The organism is Microbaculum marinisediminis (genome assembly GCF_025397915.1).
In the GTDB taxonomy this organism is placed as follows: domain Bacteria; phylum Pseudomonadota; class Alphaproteobacteria; order Rhizobiales; family Tepidamorphaceae; genus Microbaculum; species Microbaculum marinisediminis.
Genome location: NZ_JALIDZ010000004.1, coordinates 81,555 through 102,730 on the forward strand (window position 1 = coordinate 81,555; position 21,176 = coordinate 102,730).

Genomic DNA, 21,176 nt, shown 5'->3' on the forward strand with positions numbered 1-21,176 from the left:
GATCCTTCTCATCGAGACGGCGCCGCCCCTATTTGTCCCGCGACGCGGGCGCACCGGTCAACCGGCTTTGCGCGCGCACCCGGAAACGGTTCGGCCCGAGGCTGTTCAGCCCGAGGCTGTTCGGCCCGTCGCATCATGCAATCGTCCCCAGAGACACCTTCAACGCCGCCTCCAGCCTGTCCACCCAGGCGCGCTGGGCATCCGGGTCGGCGATCCGGTCGTTGGCGATCTCGATCATTACGCAGGGCAGGCCGCGCGCCTCGGCGTGGCGGCTCAGCGTGTGGTAGACGCCGTCCCAGGGACCGTAGGGCTCGTTGTCGCCGACCACCAGGTCCGCGTCCGCCCGCAACGCGGCAAGCAGCGGCTCGGCCAGCCGGCGATCGGCGTCGTAGAGTATGCCGATGTGCCAGGGCCGCGGCTTGCCGCGATAGACGGAGGTGAAGCTGTGCACGGCGACCACCGCCGTCGTCGCGCCTTCCGCGGCACGGGCCTCCAGCACCGCGTCGATGGCACCGTGATAGGCGTCGTAGATCTCGGCGATCCGGCGCGCGCGCAGCTCGGCGGCGAGACCGCGATTTCCGGGGATCTCGGTGTCCTCGCTGACCGTCAATGTGGAATCGGCGGCCGTGGGCGGACGGTTGCAGTCGATCAGCAGCCGCGAGGCGTCGGGATAGAGCAGCGGGCCGCCGAACCGACCGGCAAGGCCGCGCGCCACGGGAAGCGCGCCGGGATCCCAGGCGATATGGCGCCGCATGTCGGCGGCGTTCAGGCCGAGGTCGCCGAACCCCGGCGGGATCCGGTTGGACGCGTGGTCGCAGACGATGACGAACTCGCCGGCGGTCGGCGCGCCTTCGCGCCGTATCAGATCTGTGCTGCGCTCAACCGAAACCGGCTCGACCACGCCGTTCATCGCCCCCATTCCGCTCGCGCGGCCCTTCTTCGACGCCCCATCAACCTCTATAATTCTAGATACAATTCACCGATAGATGTCAAATCTGAAACTGAAATTCCACCGCGCTGGACGCCGCCGCCGCCCCGGGGTAGTGGTGGGGCCAGGGCGCGGGGATGGGGCGCGGGGACGGGGCGCGGGCACGAGACTTAAGCCATGACGAACGGCGCATTGACCATCGCGGAGCAGGTCCGCGAGCATCTGCACGAGTTTACCGCGACCGAGCGCAAGGCGGCCCATGTACTGCTGGCCACCTACCCGCTCGCCGGCCTCGAACCGGTCGCCGATTTCGCCGCGCGCGCCGGCGTCAGCGCGCCGAGCATCCTGCGATTCGTCGCCCGGCTGGGATTCCAGAGCTATCCCGATTTCCAGAAGCGCCTGCGCGAGGAGCTGGAGGCGCAGCTGAAATCGCCGCTGATGAAGGCGAGCTTCGAACCGGGGGCGCGGTCGGGCGAAAGCCGGCTGTTCGACCGGTTCCGCGCGGCGGTGGAGAACAACCTGGCCGAGACCTTCTCGCATGTGCCGCCGGGCGAGTTCGATGCCGTCGTCGCGCTGATGTCGGATCCGAAGCGGCGCATCTACATGATCGGCGGCCGCTTCACCGATCCGCTGGCCCGCTACCTCGCCTCGCATCTCAGGATCGTGCGCACCCGCGTCATCCATCTCGCCGGCCAGATCGAGAACCTGCGCGACCAGGTGCTCGACATGCGCAAGAACGACGTGCTTGTCGTCTTCGACATGCGCCGCTACCAGAACGACATCGTGGCACTGGCGCAGCTCGCCGCCGGGCGCGGCGTCAAGGTGGTGCTGATCACCGACCCGTGGCTGTCGCCGATCTCCCGCGTGGCGACGCACATGCTGTCGGCGCACATCCCGGTGCCGTCGAACTGGGATTCCAACGTCGCGCCGCTGGCACTTGTCGAGGCGCTGCTGGCCGCCGTCACCGAGCGGCTGTGGTCGAGCGCCAAGACGCGCATCGGCGAGATCGAGAAGCTCAGGCCGGGCCCCTGACCGCCGGCCGCGGATCTCGCCCCGGCGGCGCCCGTCACTGCTGGCCGACGAGCCGTTGCAGCTCCTGCTTCACCAGGCGCGGAATGAAGATGTAGCTGTCGTCCCACAGGCCGCTCTTGACGAGCCCGTCGAAGATGTCCCGGGACAGGATGACCGGCAGGTAGGCGGGATAGGCCTGGGACAGGAGCTGGTGCTCCGTCTCCAGATCGGAGATGTCGTAGCCGATGGTCAGCGCCTCCTCGCTGGTCGGGCTGTAGCCGAGCAGCGACAGCCGGCGATAGAACTCGCGGCCATATTTCTCGACGCCTCTGTCGGACGACCGGAACAGAATGCGCCGCCCGGCGGCGATCGCGACGATGGCCTGTATCGTCGTTTCCGTCGGGTCCAGAATGGTCATGTTCTCGTATTTGTCGGCGATCGTCCGCAGGCTGACCTCGTCGATATCGGTCGCGATCCGGCCGGTCTCGCCCTCCGTGATGAAGTTGCTCCTCTGTTCCTTGTCGCCGACGATGATGATCCGTTTCGCCTTCCAGGCCCTCTCCTTCTCGAACTCGCGGATCCGGCGTACGGCGACGTCGACGCGGTGCGGGGCGATGTCGAAATCGAGCGGCCCGGGCAGGAACAGGTGCTCGTCGCGGACGGGGAAGAGCACATATTCGCCGGCGTCCTCGGCGTTGACCTGCCCCAGCGCGCGGACGAAGCCCTCGTCGCCCTCGCCCGCGGCGAACCGGGCCCAGAGTTTCGTGTATGGCTGCTGCCTCGACGAAATCGTCAGTCCGATCGTCGGGTCGTCCGCGACGAGACTGCGCGCGATGTGGTCGCCTTCGCCGACGAACAGCAGGGAGAAGCCGGGCGCGAAACGGAACAGGCCGGTGCCGTCCTCGATCGCCCTGGCCAGCTTCTCCTGCGCGCTGGCGACCAGATCCTTCCAGTTGTTCTTGTGGACGCGCTTCCACACCTGGCGGATGCCGACGACGCCGAACGCGTAAACGATGATGTTCGGCACATGGTACATCAGATGCTGCTGACCGACGGGTTTGCCGACGAGGCCCCAGACGTAGTCGAGCGCTTTCGACAGGCGTTCGGGCAAGAGGAAGAACCCCGGCAGCCATTCGATCAGCTTTTCGCCGACCTCAGGAAAGATCACCAGCACCGACGCGAAGAACAGGGAAATCGCCGCAGCCACCTTCAGCATGAACCTGCTGAACGAGGACAGCTCCTCGAAGGTGTGGTCGAGAAAGGGATCAACCAGGCCGGCTTCTATCTTTTCGTTGTTGTTCAGCGCCGTTGCCACATCGATCAATGCGGCCTTCGTCAGAGTATTGTCCATGGCTGCTCTTACAGGTCACAGATGAATACCGGTCGTAGTGCGCAGCGGAATAGCCGGGAGCGCGGCGACATCTCCGGTCCGGACGCCCCCTTGCTTCCGGCTACCCGCCGAAGATTGCAGCCTTCATGGATTTCCGGCAAGGCCGGGGTGCGCGGGGATGCGTCAGGATGCGTCGGGGAGGAACGGGCCGACCGCGGGCACAGGGGCCCGGCCCGCGCGGGTCAGCCCTGCGGCGAGAACCGGCTGACGAGCTGGCGCGCGGCGCCGGGGCTGAGCAGCTCGACCCAGGTGATCGGCGTGCGGTCGGCCCAGGTGCGGCGTTCGACGAGCAGACAGGCGTCGCGGTCGCCGATGTCCAGCAGCCCGGCGGTCGCGTCGTCCGCGTTGACCGCCCGGATCAGATGTTCCGCGTCGGTCCACGGAACGTTGTCGAGCAGCCAGCGTCCCGGCGGCGTCTTGGCGAAGTCGACGCCGGCGACATCCGGCGCGACGTCGAGATTGATCAGGCGACGCTCGATCTGGACCGGCACGCCGTCGGCAAAATGGCGCCCGACGATCTCGATCACCGGCGTTCCCGGCGCGACGTGGAAGAGGCCGGCGACCGCGTCGTCGGCGGGACGGCGACGGCACTCGAGAAGCTCGAAGCGGTAGGCCCGGCCGGCACGGGCGACTTCGGCGCCGATGTCCCAGATCTCCATCACCGCGCGCTCCGGCGGCCGCTCGGCGACGAAGGAGCCGACGCGGCGGCGGCGCACAATCAGGCCGTCGTCGACGAGCGCCGAGAGCGCCTTGTTGACGGTCATGCGCGAAGCGCCGAACAGGTCCATCAGCTCGTGCTCGGAGGGGATGCGCGCGCCCGGCGCCCACTCGCCGCGCAGGATCGGCCGGGCGACCGCGCGGCGGATCTGCTGGTAGACGGCGCCGGCGCCATCGAGCACCGGTGGGGTGAGGTGCGCGGTCATGCCGCGAGCGCGCGCATGGTGCGGGCGAAGCGCGTAGCGATCGCGTCGCGCCCGACATGGCTGCCGTCGCGCACGACGTGGCGGCCCGCGGCCCAGACATCGGCGACGCAGGCGTTGTCGCCGGCGAAGATCCAGCCGTCGAGCCAGGTGTCGCCGCGCGCCGCGACGAGAGCGGAATGGTCCGGCGTCAGGCGGACGATGTCGGCGACATCGCCCACCGCCAGCGCGCCCGCCGTGCTCCCGTCCGTGGTCCCGAGCGTGCTTCGGCCAAGGGCCTGGACGCCGCCGGCGACCGCGCGCGCGAAGACCTGCCGCCCGGTCGATCCGGTGTCCGTCGCCAGCCGGTTGCGGCCCTCGTCGCGCAGGCGCTGGCCGTACTCGAGCATGCTGAGTTCCTCGGGCACGGAGATGCGGACATTCGAATCCGAGCCGACGCCGAAGCGGCCACCGGCCCGCAGGTAGGCGACGCCGGGAAAGATGCCGTCGCCGAGATTGGCTTCCGTAACCGGGCACAGGCCGGCCACGGCGCCGCTGGCGGCGAGCGCCGCCGTCTCCGCATCGCTCATGTGCGTCGCGTGGATCAGGCACCAGCGCTCGTCGACGCGGTGATGATCGAACAGCCACTCGACCGGTCGCCGGCCGGACCAGGCGAGACAGTCCTGCACCTCCTTGCGCTGCTCGGCGACATGGATGTGGATCGGCCCGTCCGCGCCCGCGACGATGCGGTCCAGCGCGTCCGGCGTCACCGCGCGCAGCGAATGCGGCGCGACGCCGACCACCGCGCCGGGCAGATCGCGGACGATCTCGCGGCTGCGGGCAACGAGGCTCTCGAAACGGTCGACAGCGTTGGCGAACCGGCGCTGGCCATCGCCGGCGGGCGCGCCGCCGAAACCGCCGGCCTCGTAGAGCACAGGAAGCAGGGTCAGGCCGATGCCGGTCGCCGAGGCCGCCGAAGCGATACGCCCAGCCATCTCGGCGATGTCGTCATAGGGACGCCCGTCCGGGGCGTGGTGCAGGTAGTGGAACTCGCCGACGGCGGTGAAGCCGGCCTCCAGCATCTCGGCATAGAGCTCGGCGGCGATCGCCTCGACATCGTCCGGCGTCAGCCGGGCGAGGAAGCCGTACATCGTCTCGCGCCAGGTCCAGAAGCTGTCGTCGCCGGGGCCGCGCCGCTCGGTGAGGCCGGCCATGCCGCGCTGGAAGGCGTGACTGTGCAGGTTGCTCAGGCCCGGCACCGCGGCGCCGGAAAACCCAACCGCGGCGCCGCGCGCGGCACCCGCCGTCACCGCGACGATACGGCCGCCGGATATCTCGATCGCCACGGCATCGGCCCAACCGGCGGGCAACAACGCCTGCTCGAACCACAATCGGGTCGTGTCCATCTGTTCGCGGCCGTGTGCTGTCGCTCGCTGTTCCCTGTAGACATACCCCTGCGTCGTCGATATGTATATACAAAATCGCCATGAGGGAGGCGAAGCGCGATGCAGGTCGACCGTCTTTGGACGAATGGCCGGCTGATGACGATGGTTCCGGGGGCCCCGGGTGCGCCGGGTCTCGGCGTGGTCGAGGGCGGCGCCGTGGCCGAGGAAGCCGGACGGATCGTCTTCGCCGGGCCGATGGCCGACCTGCCCGGCGATCTCGACGCCAGGGACCGCACCGACCTCGAGGGCCGCTGGGTGAGCCCCGGCCTGATCGATTGCCATACCCATCTGGTCCACGGCGGCGACCGCGCCCGGGAATTCGAGCTGCGCCTGGCCGGCGCCAGCTACGAGGAGATCGCGCGCGCCGGCGGCGGCATCCGCTCGACGGTGGCGGCGACGCGGGCGGCGAGCGAGGACGAGCTCGTCGCCTCGGCGCTGCCGCGTCTCGACGCGCTCCTGGCCGAGGGCGTCACCACCGTCGAGATCAAGTCGGGCTACGGCTTGGAGACCGAGGCGGAGACCCGGATGCTGTTCGCCGCACGCCGGCTCGCCGACGAGCGGGCGGTGACGGTGACGACGACCTTCCTCGGCGCCCATGCCGTGCCGCCGGAGTTCGAGGGCGACGCCGACGGCTACATCCACGCGGTCTGCCGCGAGCAGCTTGCCTCGATCGCCGCCGACAACCTGGCCGATGCCGTCGACGGGTTCTGCGAGACCATCGCCTTCTCGCCGGACCAGATGGCGCTGGTCTTCGACGCGGCGCAGGCGCTGGGCCTGCCGGTGAAGCTGCATGCCGAGCAGCTTTCCAACCTCGGCGGCGCCAGGCTCGCCGCGCGCTACGGCGCGCTGTCGGCCGACCATCTCGAATATCTCGACGAGGACGGCGTCGCGGCGATGGCCCATGCCGGCCTGACGGCGGTGTTGCTGCCCGGCGCCTTCTACTTCCTGCGCGAGACACAGGTCCCGCCGGTCGACGCGCTGCGGCTTGCCGGCGTGCCGATCGCCGTGGCCACCGACTGCAACCCCGGCTCCTCGCCGCTGACCTCGCCGCTCGTCGCCCTGAACATGGCGGCGACGCTGTTCCGCCTGACCGTCGAGGAATGCCTGCTGGGCATCACCCGCAACGCCGCGCGCGCGCTCGGCCGGCTCGGCGACATCGGCACCCTTGAACCCGGCAAGGCCTGCGACCTCGCCATCTGGAACATCGAGACACCGGCCGAGCTGGTCTACCGCATCGGCTTCAACCCGCTGCACGCGCGCGTGTGGAGAGGAAAATGACCGACACGATCGTCCTCAGCCCCGGCGCAGTCGACCTGGCGACGCTCGAACGGATCTACCGTTCGAACGCGCCGGTCCGGCTCGATCCGTCCTGCCGCGGCGCGGTCGAACACTCGGCGCGCATCATCGCGGACGCCGCCGCCGGCGCCGCGGCGGTCTACGGCGTCAACACCGGCTTCGGCAAGCTCGCCTCCAGGCGCATCGCGCCGGAGGACACGGCCCGCCTGCAGCGCAACCTGATCCTGTCGCACGCCTCCGGCGTCGGCGAGGCGCTGAGCGCGCCGGTGGTGCGGCTGATGATGGCGCTGAAGCTGCTGTCGCTGGGGCGCGGCGCCTCGGGCGTGCGCTGGCAGATCATCGACCTCCTGGAAGGCATGCTGGACAAGGCGGTCACGCCCGTCGTGCCGGCGCAGGGCTCGGTCGGCGCGTCCGGCGACCTGGCGCCGCTGGCGCATGTGACGGCGGTGATGATCGGCGAGGGCGAGGCGATCTTCGAGGGCCGGCGCATGCCCGGCGCCGACGCGCTGATGCTCGCCGGATTGAAACCGATCGCGCTCGGGCCCAAGGAAGGGCTCGCCATGATCAACGGCACCCAGTGCTCGACGGCGCTGGCGCTGGCGGGCCTGTTCGGCGCCTGGCGGCTGGCGCTATCCTCGCTGGTCACCGGGGCACTGTCGACGGACGCCTGCATGGGCTCGGCCGCGCCGTTCCGCCCGGAGGTGCAGGCGCTGCGCGGCCATGCCGGCCAGAGCGACGCCGCCGCCGCGCTGCATGCCCTGATCGGCGGTTCGGAAATCCGCGAATCCCATCGCGACGGCGACGAGCGGGTGCAGGACCCCTATTGCATCCGCTGCCAGCCGCAGGTCGCCGGCGCCTGCCTCGGCGTGATGCGGCAGGCCGGCGAGACGCTGCGCATCGAGGCCAACGCGGCGACCGACAATCCGCTCGTCGTCATCGAGGACGGATCGATCATCTCAGGCGGCAACTTCCACGCCGAGCCGGTGGCCTTCGCCGCCGACCAGATCGCGCTGGCCATCGCCGAGCTCGGCTCGATCGCGCAGCGGCGCATCGCCATGCTGGTCAACCCGGCGCTGTCCTACGGCCTGCCGGCGTTCCTCGCCCCGCAGCCGGGACTGAACTCGGGCTTCATGATCGCCGAGGTGACGTCGGCGGCACTGATGGCGGAGAACAAGCAGCGGGCCAATCCCTGCTCGGTCGATTCGACTCCCACCAGCGCCGACCAGGAAGACCACGTGTCGATGGCCTGCCATGCCGCGCGCCGGCTGATCGACATGAACGCCAACCTCACCCGCATCCTCGGGATCGAATGGCTGGTCGCGGCGCAGGGCGTCGACCTGCGGGCGCCGCTCAGGACCAGCGCCACGCTGCAGAAGGCCATCGCCACGCTGCGCACCGAGGTCGCGGCGCTGGCCGACGACCGCTATCTCGCCCCCGACCTGGAAGCCGCCTCGCGCCTCGTTAGCGAGGGCGCCGCGCTGGCCGCGGTCTCCGACATCGCCCTGCCGCGGCTGGAGGTTCGGTGATGATGGACGACATCGTCCGCGTGCGCCGGGGCGGCAGCCCGCTGATCCTGTCCATGCCCCATGCCGGCACGGAGATCCCGCAGGAGGTCGCCAGGCGGCTGAACGAGACCGGGCTTGCGGTTCCCGATACCGACTGGTGGATACCGCGCCTCTACGACTTCGCCGACGCGCTCGACCCCACCGTCGTCGAGGCAAGGCTGTCGCGCTACGTCGTCGACGTGAACCGCGACCCGTCGGGCACCTCGCTCTATCCCGGCCAGGCGACGACCGAGCTGTGCCCGACCACCACCTTCGACGGCGAGCCGATCTACCAGGACGGCATGGCGCCGGGCGCGCTCGAGACCGGCATCCGCCGCGACCGCTATTTCTGGCCCTACCACATCGCCCTGCGCAGCGAGATCGACCGCGTGCGCGAGGCGCACGGCTACGCGCTGCTCTACGACTGCCATTCGATCCGCTCGGTGGTGCCGCGCCTGTTCGAGGGACCGCTGCCGGTGTTCAGCATCGGCACCAACGGCGGACAGTCCTGCGCCCCCGAGATCGAGGCCGCCATCACCGCAGCCCTCGCCGAGGCCCCTCAGGACGAGGGATCGGAGATGGACCTCGGCTATGTCGTCAACGGCCGCTTCAAGGGCGGCTGGATCACCCGCCATTTCGGCGAGCCGGACATGCGCGTCCACGCTGTCCAGATGGAGCTGGCGCAGAAGGCCTACATGCTTGAGGCGCCGCCGTGGACCTACGACGAGGACAAGGCCGCGCAGACGCGGCCGGTCCTGCGCGGGGTTCTCGACGCCCTGGTCGAAGCCGGTGCCCGCATCGCCGGTGCCCCCAACGAAGGAGGAAACCGATGACCGTACACAGCCGCATCGACAACGCCCGCGAGATCCGCGCGCCGCGCGGGCCGGAGCTGTCGGCGAAGAGCTGGCTCACCGAGGCGCCGCTGCGGATGCTGATGAACAACCTCGATCCCGACGTCGCCGAGAACCCGCACGAGCTCGTCGTCTATGGCGGCATCGGCCGGGCGGCGCGCGACTGGGCCGCCTACGACCGGATCGTCGCGGCGCTGCGCGCGCTGGAGGACGACGAGAGCCTGCTGATCCAGTCCGGCAAGCCGGTCGGCGTATTCAGGACCCATCCGGACGCCCCGCGCGTGCTGATCGCCAATTCCAACCTGGTCGCGCACTGGGCCGACTGGGAGCATTTCAACGCGCTCGATGCCCAGGGCCTGATGATGTACGGCCAGATGACCGCGGGCTCGTGGATCTACATCGGCAGCCAGGGCATCGTTCAGGGCACCTACGAGACCTTCGCCGAGATGGGCCGCCAGCACTATGGCGGCGACCTGGCGGGCAAATGGATCCTCACCGGCGGCCTCGGCGGCATGGGCGGGGCGCAGCCGCTGGCCGCCACCATGGCCGGCGCCTCGATGCTCGCCGTCGAATGCCGGCCCTCGCGCATCGAGATGCGGCTGCGCACCGGCTATCTCGACATCCAGGCCGGCAACCTCGACGAGGCGCTCGAGATCATCCGGCGGTCCTGCGCCGAGAAGAAGCCGGTCTCGGTCGGCGTGCTCGGCAACGCCGCGCTGGTGTTCCCGGAGCTGGTGCGGCGCGGCGTCGTGCCCGGCGCCGTCACCGACCAGACCTCGGCGCACGATCCCCTGAACGGCTACCTGCCCGCCGGCTGGACGCTGGAGCAGTGGGACGAGCGGCGCGTCAGCGATCCCGCCGCGACGATCCGCGAGGCCAAGCTGTCGATGAAGGATCAGGTCGAGGCGATGCTGTGGTTCCACCGCGAGGGCGTGCCCACCTTCGACTACGGCAACAACATCCGCCAGATGGCCCAGGACGCCGGCCTGGAGGACGCCTTCGCGTTCCCCGGCTTCGTGCCGGCCTATATCCGGCCGCTGTTCTGCCGGGGCGTCGGGCCGTTCCGCTGGGCGGCGCTATCGGGCGACCCGGAGGACATCTACCGCACCGATCAGAAGGTGAAGGAGCTGATCCCCGACGATCCCCACCTGCACACCTGGCTCGACATGGCGCGCGCGCGCATCCACTTCCAAGGCCTGCCCGCCCGCATCTGCTGGGTCGGCCTCGGCGACCGCGACCGGCTGGGCCTGGCGTTCAACGAGATGGTGGCAAAGGGCGAGCTGAAGGCGCCGGTCGTCATCGGCCGCGACCATCTCGATTCCGGATCGGTGGCGAGCCCCAATCGCGAGACCGAGGCGATGATGGACGGCTCCGACGCGGTGGCCGACTGGCCGCTGCTCAACGCGCTGCTCAACTGCGCGTCGGGGGCGACCTGGGTGTCGATCCACCACGGCGGCGGCGTCGGCATCGGCTTCTCGCAGCATTCGGGCATGGTGATCGTCGCCGACGGCACCGAGGCGGCGGCGCGCCGGCTCGCCCGCGTGCTGTGGAACGACCCGGCCTCCGGCGTGATGCGACATGCTGACGCGGGATACGACATCGCCATTCGCTGCGCCCGCGAAAAACGCCTGACTCTCCCGTCGCTCGACGATTGATAGTCGCCTGAACGCGCCGGAGGAAACCTACGGGTTTCCCCGGATGCGACAGTTTGCGCACTCGCCTCGTTTCATGCGCAACAATATATGCGCCGCAGCAAAACCCGCAGCAGAACCCACTGCGACCCGCTGCGAAACGAGGGGCATCCCATGCGCAACAAGACTGTTCTCGGCATCCGGCGTTTTGGCGACCGGATCATCGCCTTCGGCCTGTTCGCCATGCTCGTCTCGCCGTTCGTCCTGGCCCGTATCTGATCAGCCTCGTCTGATCCGGCCCAACTGATTCCGCGCACCCGATTCCATCGGGCGCCAGCCCGGTCTTCCCGACATCGCGATCCGTTTCACCGGTCCGGCCATCAGCCCGGGCCGGCTTGAGCCGTTCGGCCGTATGGCTTAGAGCCTGACCGGAAAACCGATCCGGAAAGGCGCCCCGATGTCCTCCATCGCCGTACACGATCTCACCCGCCTCGACGCGGCCGCGCGCGCCGATCTGCTTCGGCGCAGCGAGGCGGACCTGTCCGCGTATCGCGACAAGGTCGCCCCGATCATCGAGGCGGTGCGGACGCGCGGCGACGCGGCGCTCGCCGAGTTCGGCCGCGCGTTCGACCGCGCCGACGTCACCGCCGACGCGCTGGCGGCGACCCCGGCCGATTTCGACGCCGCCGAGGCCGCGCTCGACGACGAGATCAAGGAGGCGATGGCCTTCGCCGCGGAGCGCATCCGCCGCTTCCACGCCCGCCAGATGCCCGAGGACATGTGGCTCGAGGAGATGGGCGACGGCGTCATGGCCGGCGAGCGCTCGCTGCCGATCCCCTCGGTCGCCTGCTACGTGCCGCGCGGCAAGGGCGCGTTTCCCTCGGTCGCGCTGATGACGGCGATCCCCGCCGTCGTCGCCGGCGTCGGCCGGGTGATCGTGGTGACGCCGCCGACGCCGGACGGCGGCATCGACGACGCAACGCTCCATGCCTGCCGTCTCGCCGGCGTCACGGAGGTCTACAAGTGCGGCGGGGCGCAGGCGGTGGCCGCCTGCGCCTTCGGCACGGAAACGGTGCCGAAGGTCGCCAAGATCCTCGGGCCAGGCTCGCCGTGGCTGGTCGCCGCGATGCAGGAACTCGCCGACGTGATCGACGTCGGCCCGCCGGCCGGTCCGAGCGAATCCATCGTCATCGCCGACTCCACCGCCGATCCGCGCGTCACCGCCCTCGACCTTCTCAACGAGGCCGAGCACGGGCCGGATTCCTCCGCCTTCCTGGTCACCGACGACCGCGCGCTCGCCGACAGGGTGATCGCCGAGATCGAGACGCTGTTCGCCCATATGGGCGAGACGCGGACCTCCTATTGCCGCACCGTCCTGGGCGGCACCAATGGCGGCGTGGTGATCGCCGCCGACATGGACGCGGCCTGCGCCTTCGTCAACGACTACGCGCCCGAGCACCTGATGGTCGAAAGCGCCAATCCGTGGGCCTACGTGCCGAAGCTGAAGCATGCCGGCGAGATCCTGCTCGGCGGCCATACCGCGATCGCGGTGGCCAACTACGTGCTCGGCCCGAACCACGTGCTGCCGACCGGCGGCTGGGCGCGGACCCGCTCGCCGCTGTCGGTGTTCGACTATCTGAAGCGGCAGACCATCGCGTACGTAACCGAGGACGGCTATCCCGGGCTGGCGCCGCAGGCGCGCGTGCTTGCCCGCTACGAAGGCTTCGAGGCCCATGCCAACGCGGTCTCGAAGCTGCGCGAGGGCGGCGACAAGCCGTAGGCGGAATTTGCCTCTCGCCGCTCACGCCCGCGAAGGCGGAGTCGGGTTGCGGCGGGAAAGGGCCGTGCCTCATGCCGGACGATCCCCGCTTACGCGGGGATGAGCGGGAAAACGGGTAGCCCCCGCTTCCGCATAGCCCTGGGTGATCGTACGCCTTATACCGCCGGAAATCCTGTACCCTTCGATGGGAGATCAGGATCGACGATGCAGTGGGTCAGCCCGTCCTGCCAACGGGCGGTGCGCTGGTCGTCCCGGATAGACGGTTGCCGGTACTGATCGCGACGAGGCGCCGGACCAGATGGCCGAAATGGACCGCTTCCGAAAACGAGCCCGGGCTCTGCGTGCACGTCAGTCGAGTGCGGAGGCGCGGCTCTGGCAGGCACTGCGGAATCGCCGGCTCTCAGGATGGAAGTTCCGCCGCCAGCACCCGATCGATGTGTTTGTCGTGGATTTCGTTTCTCTCGAAGGCAAACTCGTCATCGAGGTCGATGGCGCGACACATTCCGGCGCGGACGAGATCACACGCGATTCCGAACGCACGCGCGTTCTGGAGTCGCTTGGGTTCCATGTCCTCCGGGTGACCAATACGGACGTGTACGACAACCTGCCTGGCGTCCTCGACGCCGTGGCCCACGAGTTGGATCTTCCCAAGCTCTGATCCCCCTCACCCGGGACCGGCTGCGCCGGCCCCGACCTCTCCCCGGCGGGGAGAGGTGGCGGCATCGCCGCAGCTACACCTCTCCCAAGGGGAGAGGTCGACGCGAAGCGGCGGGTGAGGGGCATAGACGCCGAAGGCTCATGTCTTCCCGGCCGTTCGGGCCTACTCCGCCGCCCTGGCGTGCGGCAGCAGGGCGAGACGGTCGAGGCCCTGCGGGTCGGCAAGCACGGCGAGCTTTTCGCGCGGCGACAGGAAGCGCACCGCCTCCTCTATGCTGTCCGCCGCGTCGAGGCGCGCCAATGCCAGCACCAGGGTCTCGTCGATGCCGCCGCGTCCGTGCGGGCGGTCCGGCGTCAGGCAGGCCCGGTGGAAGGCGAGCAGCGCCGGATCGGACAGGAGACGGTCGCAGGCCTCGCGCGGCGCGCCGATCCGCTCCGCCAGTTCGGCGGCGGTCGCCTCGGCCCGGGTCAGGATCGCCGGCGGGGCGCTCTCCTCCGGGATCGACAGGAGGCGGGCCCGGCGCAACGCCAGGCCGGCGCCCAGGCGCGCGGTCAGCGCCGAGACCGGGGCGGCCAGCAGCAGGCCGAGGACGGCCGGGCTCATCCAGGCGAGCACCTGCGGCGACACGGCCCAGGCGCTGGCGCCCAGCAGCACGCCGAGCACGGTGTGGGGGCGATGGCGCCGGAACACCTCGGCGAAGGGGACGGTGCCGTCGTCGCGGCGCTGGGGGTTCCAGCCGGCGTCGCGGCCGAGCACGATATCGGCGACGGCGGCCGACTGGATCGCCATCATCACCGGGGCGAGCAGCGCGGCCAGCAGCGATTCCACCAGAACGCTCGCCGTGCCGCGGACGGCGCCGCCGATGCCGGCGCGCACCCGGCGGTCGGTCAGCGCGACGGCCAGCCCGAACAGCTTGGGCAGGAACAGGATCGCCATGGTGACCACGAACAGGCCGATGGCGCGTTCGGAATCGATCACCGGCCAGCTCGGGAAGAGCTGGAACTGTTCGGTGAAGTATTCCGGCCGGATGAACCGCGCCTGCAGGGCGAGCAACAGGCCCGCGATCAGGAACATCAGCCAGACCGGCGAGGCGACGTAGGACATGATGCCGGTCACCATGTGGACGCGGCTCGGCCATTTCAGCCCGCGCGCCACGACGATCTTGGCGTGCTGGAGATTGCCCTGGCACCAGCGCCGGTCGCGGGTGGCGAGATCGATCAGGCTCGGCGGGCTCTCCTCGTAGGAGCCGGCGAGGGTGGGCGCGAGCAGCACCGACCACCCGGCCCGGCGCAGCAGCGCGGCCTCGACGAAATCGTGGCTCATGATGTGGCCGCCGAAGGGCGGCCGGCCGCGTAGCGTTGGCAGTCCCGCCGCGCCGACGAAGGCCTCGGTGCGAATGATGGCGTTGTGGCCCCAGTAGTTGCCGACGCCGCGCGCCCAGGTGCCGAGCCCCGCCGCCATCACCGGGCCGTAGACACGGCCGGCGAACTGCTGCAGCCGGGCGAACAGCGTGTTGCGGTTGACGATCGCCGGGACGGTCTGGATCAGGCCGGCCTGGGGGCTTTCTTCCATGGCCAGCGCCAGACGGATCAGCGTCTCCGGTTCCATCAGGCTGTCGGCGTCGAGAATGACGAAGAAGGGATAGGCCGCGCCGAAGCGCTTGCACCATTCGGCGACGTTGCCGGCCTTCTTCTCGGTGTTGTGGCGGCGGCGGCGATAGAACACGCGGGCGCGCCTGGAGCGGCGGCGGATCAGGGCGCGGAACGCGGCCTCCTCGGCGATCCAGGCGTCGGGGTCGGTCGAATCGCTGAGGACGAAGACGTCGAAGGCGTCGCTGGCGCCGGCCTCGGCGAGGCCCTCGGCGGTCGCGGCGGCGGCGGCGAAGACCCGGACGGCGTCCTCGTTGTAGGCGGGAAGCAGGATGGCGGTGCGGCCCGAGGGCACGCGGGTCTCGCGGGCCGGCACGGTGAAGATGCCCCATCCGGTCAGCAGCGCCAGCGTGCCCAGCGTCGCCGACATGAAGGCGAACGCGATCCAGGCGATGTTGACGACGAACAGCGCCAGCATCACCGCCTCGATCGGCGTCAGCCCGGCGACGGCGAGAACGCCGTACATCTCGTTGACCAGGACCGCCGACAGCACCGCCGCGCCGCCGAAGACGACGAGCCGCGGCAGCCAGGCCCAGCGGTCGGGCGCGGCGGTGCGCATGGGTTGCGGGACCCGGCGCAGGTCCTGGATCGGCATGACCAGCGGCGCATCGGCCGGCAGCGGCGAATCCGGCAGGACGATCGGCTCGTTGACGGGAACCCTGGTCACTCCGCCCATCGGCAGACCCACACTTCCGATATGCGCGCGCCGTCCTTCAAAAGGGCGCAGCGCAGATCGACTTCGTCGGTACCGGCCGGGTCGAAGCCGAAGGCGACCCGGCGGCCGCCGGTCTCCGGATTGAACTGGATCGTGCCGGGCGACACCGTGCCCGCCGACGCCGAGATGTCCGGCACGACCGCCTCCTCGGGCGACAGGCCGGCGAGCGGGCCGCCGGCGAAATCGATGACGATCAGCCGGTCGTCCGGCGGCGTGCTCGAGCCGTCGGCGGGAACCTGCCCGGTCCGTGTGCCGACGACGCGGGCCACGCCCTGGTCGGTCGGGATCTCGTTGCACCAGTAGAGCCGGTAGGTGATCTGCTGGTCCTCGCCGGCCTTGATCGGTTCGGCCGGCCGCCAGAAGGCGACGATATTGTCGTGAACCTCGGAATTGGTCGGGATCTCGATCAGGATCACCGAGCCCATGCCCCAGTCGCCGATCGGCTCAACCCAGACGCTGGGGCGACGCTCGTAGCGCGCCTCGAGATCCTGATAGGCATCGAATTTCCGCGAGCGCTGCAGCAGGCCGAAGCCCTGCGGGTGCTCGTCGAGAAAGGCGCTGATCTGCAGCCGCGCGGGATTGACCAGCGGCCGCCAGATCCACTCGCCGCGGCCGTTCCAGACGAGCATGCCGTCGGAATCGTGGACGGCGGGCCGGAAATCGTCGATGCCGGCGCGGTCCTGCGGGCCGAAATAGAACATGCTGGTGAGCGGGGCGAGGCCGATCTTGTCGATATCGGCGCGCGGATACAGCGTCGCCTCGACGTCGATGACCGTGTCGGCGCCGGGACGGATGGTGAAGCGATAGGCGCCGGTCGCGCTGGGGCTATCGAGCAGGGCGTGAACGACGACCGAGTTCGCGCCCGGGCGCGGCTTCTCGATCCAGAATTCGCGGAAGACCGGGAACTCCTCGCCTTCCGGCTCGGCGGTGCCGATGGCGAGGCCGCGCGCAGACAGGCCGTAGGCCTGGCCCTTGCCGATCGCGCGGAAGTAGCTGGCGCCCTGGAACACCGCGTATTCGTCGAGATAGTCGTCCCGGTTCAGCGGCCCGTGCAGGCGGAAGCCGGAAAAGCCGACATCCTCGGCCGGCACCGGCTGCGGCACCAGCGGACCGTAGTCGAACAGCTCCGGGGAGAACGCGACGTGCCGGCTCATTCCCTCGGAGACGAGGTTGATGGCCACCGGCTCGTCATAGACATGGCCGAGATGGAACAGCTGCATCTCGACCGGCAGCTGCTCGCCGCGCCAGACCGCCGCGTCGGTGCGGAAGCGGATGTCGCGGTACTGGTCGTAGGTGAGATCGCGGATGACGCCGGGCACCTCGGAGAGATGCGGCACGAACGGCTCGGCGGCGAGCTGCCTGGCGCGGGCGCGGACCGCGGCGGGCGCGAAGGGTTGGGGATCACCGACACGCAGCAGCGGCGCGTCGCCGGCGGCCATGGCCTCCATCGGCCAGGTCCGCTGCGCGGCCGCGGCCGCGATGCCCAAAAATACAAGACCCCTGCGGGTCAACGCCATTTGGTACACCTCCAGCCACCGCCCCGGGACGCCGGACCATTCCGCATCGAAATGGTCCGCCCGGAAGCGTTCGTCATACCGTCCAGTCGGGAAGGCACCGTCGAAGCGCGGCGCGTCGCGCACCTAATAGCCATTCGCGTGGCGGTTGGCCATACGAATGTTGCGCCGCACAACCACGGTCGACCCCCGGATGCCGTATTGATTCCGGCTTCTCGGGACAACATTGTGGCAAACTTCGGCGAAAAGTGCCTTTTTTGGCCTGTTTTTCTGTTTTCAGAGCGCCTCGACGTCGCGGGCGGCGACGCGGACGCCGTCGGCGATCCGGTCGCTTGGATGCAGCACCACCCGGTCGCCTTCGTCGAGGCCGTCCACGATCGCGGCGTGGCGGGCGTTGCGCGCGCCCAGCGTCACCGTGCGCAGCCGGGCGCGGCTTTCGGCGTCGACCACGAACACCGCCCAGTTCGCGCCGCGCCGGAACAGCGCGCCGAGCGGCACCAGCAGGGCCTCCTGCCGGTCGACGATGACATGCACGACGACGCGGTAGTCGTGGCCGAGGCTGCTCCATTTCGACGGCGGATCGACCAGATCGAGCACGGCCTTGACCCGCTGCTCCTCGATACCGAGGGCGGAGACCTTGGTGAAGCCGGCGCTCTCGATGCGCCGCACCCTGGCGGTCAGGGTCGGCCCGCCCCAGCCGTCGATCCGCGCCTCGGCATCGCGGGGCACGCGGACGGCGTCGGACGACAACAGGTCGACGGCGATCTCCAGGTTGACCGGATCGCCGATCTCGACGAGCGCCGTGCCGGCGGGGACGACCTGCTCGCTCTCGGTGACGATCTTGAGCACCTCGCCGTCGACGGGCGCATCCACCTCGACGCAGCAATTTTCCCCGGTGGCGGCCTCCTGCATCGCTTCGGGGCCGATCAGGGCCGCCTGGGCGCGCTCGAGCTCGCGCTTGCGCACCTCCAGCGTCGCGTGGGCGCTGGCCAGGCGGGCGGCGGCGGTATCGACCTCCAGATGGGCCTGCTGGTGGGTGCGCTCGGAGATGATGTTGCGCCGCATCAGCTCGTCGGCGCGGCCGGCTTCGCTCTTGGCGAAATCGAGCTGCGACTGCGCCTCGGTGACCTGCGCCTGGGCCAGCGTGACGGCGGCCTCCGCGGCGGCGATCGCGCCTTCCGCCTCGCGTCGCGAGCGCACGTCGAGGAACGCCGGCGCCGTCGGCTGGATGACGGCGACCACGGTATCGTTGGCCGCGACCCTGTCGCCGACCTCGAGCGGCGTGCGCATCACCTTGCCGGCGATCGGCGCGGACACCGTGTAGACGTCGCGAATGCGGGAGATGCCCTCCTCGTCGACGGTGACCTCGAGCACGCCCGGCGCGATGACGCCGAGATCGGCGGGAACCGGCTGCGGCCAGAAAGCCCAGGCGATCGCGCCCGCCACCCCCGCGGCGGTGGCGACCATGACGGCCGGACGGACCCAGTTGGAAGCCATGACGCCCTTCCTATTCCCGTGTCTTGAGGACCTCGACGAGGTCCAGCCGGTTGATGCGCCGCTTGACGATCAGCGCCGAGGCGACGGCCGCGCCGAGCACCACCAGGCTCGACATCGCGTAGGTCTCGCGACCGATGACCAGCGGCACCCGGTAAAGCTCGCTCTGGAAGCCCTGCACCGTCGCCCACGCCACCAGATAGCCGAGCGCCCAGCCGAGCGGCAACGACGCCAGGACCAGCACCGCGAGCTCGCCCAGCAGGATCCACGAAACCTCCGCCCGGGTGAAGCCCAGAACCCGCAGGCTCGCCAGCTCCCGGCCGCGCTCCGACAGCTGGATGCGGGCGGAGTTGTAGACGACGCCGAACGCGATCACCATGGCCAGCCCGGTATAGACCGAGATCATGATGTCGATGTTCTCGGCCAGCGTCTGCCGGAACTTCTCGAGCGATTTCTTCTGCAATGCGATCGAGCCGACCATCGGCATGTCCTTGACGGCGGCGAACAGCGCGTCTGACTGCGCCTCGTCGATCGCCAGGTGCACGCCGGTGATCATCGGGCCCTCCAGCATGAGCCGGTTCACCGCCTCGATGTCCATGTAGGACAGAAGGCCGATATAGCCCTGGATGATCGCGGTGACGGGCATCTCGACGATGCGCTTGCGGCCTTCCAGCGTCTCGATCTCGACGATGTCGCCGACGCGGACGCCGAGGATCCCGGCCAGTGCCTCCGAAGGGGCGAAGCCGGTCTCGGGCAGCGTCACCGGCCGAAAGCCGGTATCGATGACGCGGCTCAGGTCGGTGCCGGCGGGCTTGCCGATGATCGGCACGCGCCGCTCGATATGGCCGTGCCGCACCTTGACGGCGACGGCGCGGGTCGGCTCGGCGGTAAGCACGCCCGGCAGCCGTTGCACGTCGGCGATGACGCTGACCGGCCGTTCCTGGGTGAATTCGAGCGTGGCGTCCTGCCGGTCGGCCTGGAAATAGGTGAAGTCGATCATGAACTCGACCGAATCCAGCGCGAACAGCGAGGCCAGCAGGACGGCGGCGGACAGCGAGATGCCGAACACCGTCAGGCCCGCGCGCACCGGCCAGCGCAGGATGTGCCGGCCGATCATGATGGTGACCTGGGAAAAATGGCGCAGCCAGCCATTGGCGAACAGGCGGCGGTAGCGTGGCGGCGCCGGGGCGTGCATGGCGACGGCCGGCGGCAGCCGGACCACCGACCAGACCGCGCGCGCGCCGCCGGCGACGGCGGCGCCGACCGTGACGAAGACGGCGACCGCATAGATGTCCGGGCCCCACAGGAACACCAGGAAGGGGAAGTGGTAGAAATCGCCGTAGAGCCGGGTCAGCCCGAAGCCGAGCCATGTGCCGGCGATGCCGCCGACGACGATGCCGATCACGGCGATGGCGGCGACGAACTTCAGATAGTGCACGCCGATGGTCGTCGCCCGGTAGCCGAGCGCCTTCATCAGGCCGATCTGCTCGCGTTCCAGCGCCACCAGCCGGCTCAGGATCATGTTGATCAGGAAGGCGGCGACGAACAGGAAGATCGGCGGCAGCACGCGCGCCATCGCCTGAAGCTGAAGCAGCTCGGCATCGAGGAAGGCGTGGCTCTGCTGGTCCTTGCGGCCGTAGGCGCCGCGCCCGCCATAGCGCTCGAGCAGCGTGTCGATGCGCTCGATGACGTCGGCTTCCGAGGCGCCGCGCAGCAGCTTGACGGAGACCTGCGAGAACGCGCCGTCGAGATCGAAGGCGGCCTCCATCGCCTTGCGCGACATCCAGCCGACGGCGAAGCGCGAATCGTCCGGCATCAGGTCCCACGGCCCGAGCGCGTAGATGTATTCCGGCGACAGGGCGATGCCGACGATCGTCAGCCTGCGCTTGCGGCCCTCCATGATGGCGTGGAAGCTGTCGCCGGGCACGAAACCGTGCGCCTTGGCGAAGGCCTCGTTGACGACGACCTCGTCGGGATGGGCGGGGTCGGGCGTGCGGCCCTGGCGGATATAGAGCCGGTTGAGCACCTGCTCGCCGATCGCTGGCATGGAGACCAGCGCCGCGGTGGCGGGGACCGAGAAGTCCTCGATATCGAGGATCGCGGTCTTGACGATGCGCGTCTCGACGGCGGCGACGCCGGGAATCCGGGCGATCTCGTCGGCCAGCCATTCCGGCGCGCGGGTGGCGTTGGCGAAGACGTCGGCGAAGCGGTAGCGCTCGTAATAGGTCTCGCGCGTCTCGTTGAGCGAGCGGTAGGCGCCGACGGCGAGCACCAGCGTGGCGACGCCGGCGGCCATGACCATCGCGATGGCGATCACCTGCGTCTTCAGGCGCCAGAGGTCTCGCAGCAGTTTGCGATCGAGCGCCGCCAT

Annotated in this window: 15 protein-coding genes; 7 read left to right on the top strand and 8 right to left on the bottom strand. The window is 69.8% G+C overall.

Features of this window, described 5'->3' with window-relative positions; genetic code table 11:
• Positions 1-133: 133 nt before the first annotated feature.
• Positions 134-910, bottom strand: coding sequence for an N-formylglutamate amidohydrolase (locus tag MUB46_RS09295; RefSeq protein ID WP_261615624.1), 777 nt, complete (start codon positions 908-910; stop codon positions 134-136).
• Between the two features lie 195 nt (positions 911-1,105).
• Here MUB46_RS09295 and MUB46_RS09300 point away from each other — a divergent pair, with 195 nt between their 5' ends.
• Entirely contained in the window at positions 1,106-1,960 is an 855-nt protein-coding gene (locus MUB46_RS09300) for a MurR/RpiR family transcriptional regulator (RefSeq protein WP_261615625.1), read from the top strand.
• 34 nt (positions 1,961-1,994) lie between these two features.
• Here the strand turns inward: MUB46_RS09300 and MUB46_RS09305 are convergent, their stop codons facing one another.
• From MUB46_RS09305 to MUB46_RS09315, 3 genes are all read right to left on the bottom strand, one after another.
• Positions 1,995-3,290 (bottom strand): hypothetical protein, encoded by a 1,296-nt coding sequence (locus MUB46_RS09305; protein ID WP_261615626.1) that lies wholly within the window; start codon positions 3,288-3,290, stop codon positions 1,995-1,997.
• A 221-nt stretch (positions 3,291-3,511) separates the two neighbouring features.
• The gene (gene hutC / locus MUB46_RS09310; RefSeq protein ID WP_261615627.1) at positions 3,512-4,252 is read right to left on the bottom strand and encodes a histidine utilization repressor; all 741 of its coding nucleotides are present in this window, start codon (positions 4,250-4,252) and stop codon (positions 3,512-3,514) included.
• Positions 4,249-5,634, bottom strand: coding sequence for a formimidoylglutamate deiminase (locus MUB46_RS09315; protein WP_261615628.1), 1,386 nt, complete (start codon positions 5,632-5,634; stop codon positions 4,249-4,251). The genes hutC and MUB46_RS09315 overlap by 4 nt, the downstream gene beginning before the upstream one ends.
• Positions 5,635-5,733: 99 nt before the next feature.
• Between MUB46_RS09315 and hutI the strand changes: the two genes are divergently transcribed.
• The 6 genes from hutI (at position 5,734) to MUB46_RS09345 (ending at position 13,433) form a co-directional block, all read left to right on the top strand.
• Positions 5,734-6,951 (top strand): imidazolonepropionase, encoded by a 1,218-nt coding sequence (gene hutI / locus MUB46_RS09320; protein WP_261615629.1) that lies wholly within the window; start codon positions 5,734-5,736, stop codon positions 6,949-6,951.
• On the top strand, positions 6,948-8,495 hold the full coding sequence (gene hutH, locus MUB46_RS09325) for a histidine ammonia-lyase (protein WP_261615630.1): 1,548 nt from the start codon (positions 6,948-6,950) through the stop codon (positions 8,493-8,495). Before hutI ends, hutH begins: the two co-directional genes overlap by 4 nt.
• Positions 8,495-9,346, top strand: coding sequence for an N-formylglutamate deformylase (gene hutG / locus MUB46_RS09330; RefSeq protein ID WP_315902722.1), 852 nt, complete (start codon positions 8,495-8,497; stop codon positions 9,344-9,346). The genes hutH and hutG overlap by 1 nt, the downstream gene beginning before the upstream one ends.
• Entirely contained in the window at positions 9,343-11,019 is a 1,677-nt protein-coding gene (gene hutU / locus MUB46_RS09335; protein WP_261615631.1) for a urocanate hydratase, read from the top strand. Before hutG ends, hutU begins: the two co-directional genes overlap by 4 nt.
• A gap of 433 nt (positions 11,020-11,452) precedes the next feature.
• Positions 11,453-12,775, top strand: a complete 1,323-nt coding sequence (gene hisD, locus MUB46_RS09340) for a histidinol dehydrogenase (protein ID WP_261615632.1) — start codon at positions 11,453-11,455, stop codon at positions 12,773-12,775.
• Between the two features lie 298 nt (positions 12,776-13,073).
• Positions 13,074-13,433, top strand: a complete 360-nt coding sequence (locus tag MUB46_RS09345) for an endonuclease domain-containing protein (protein WP_261615633.1) — start codon at positions 13,074-13,076, stop codon at positions 13,431-13,433.
• Between the two features lie 162 nt (positions 13,434-13,595).
• Here the strand turns inward: MUB46_RS09345 and mdoH are convergent, their stop codons facing one another.
• The 4 genes from mdoH to MUB46_RS09365 form a co-directional block, all read right to left on the bottom strand.
• Positions 13,596-15,749 (bottom strand): glucans biosynthesis glucosyltransferase MdoH, encoded by a 2,154-nt coding sequence (gene mdoH / locus MUB46_RS09350; RefSeq protein ID WP_261615634.1) that lies wholly within the window; start codon positions 15,747-15,749, stop codon positions 13,596-13,598.
• On the bottom strand, positions 15,746-17,314 hold the full coding sequence (locus MUB46_RS09355; RefSeq protein ID WP_261615635.1) for an OpgD/OpgG family glucan biosynthesis protein: 1,569 nt from the start codon (positions 17,312-17,314) through the stop codon (positions 15,746-15,748). Before MUB46_RS09355 ends, mdoH begins: the two co-directional genes overlap by 4 nt.
• A 273-nt stretch (positions 17,315-17,587) precedes the next feature.
• Positions 17,588-18,808, bottom strand: a complete 1,221-nt coding sequence (locus tag MUB46_RS09360) for an efflux RND transporter periplasmic adaptor subunit (RefSeq protein ID WP_261615636.1) — start codon at positions 18,806-18,808, stop codon at positions 17,588-17,590.
• 10 nt (positions 18,809-18,818) lie between these two features.
• Positions 18,819-21,176: an ABC transporter permease gene (locus tag MUB46_RS09365; protein ID WP_261615637.1), complete on the bottom strand. Its 2,358-nt coding sequence runs from the start codon at positions 21,174-21,176 to the stop codon at positions 18,819-18,821.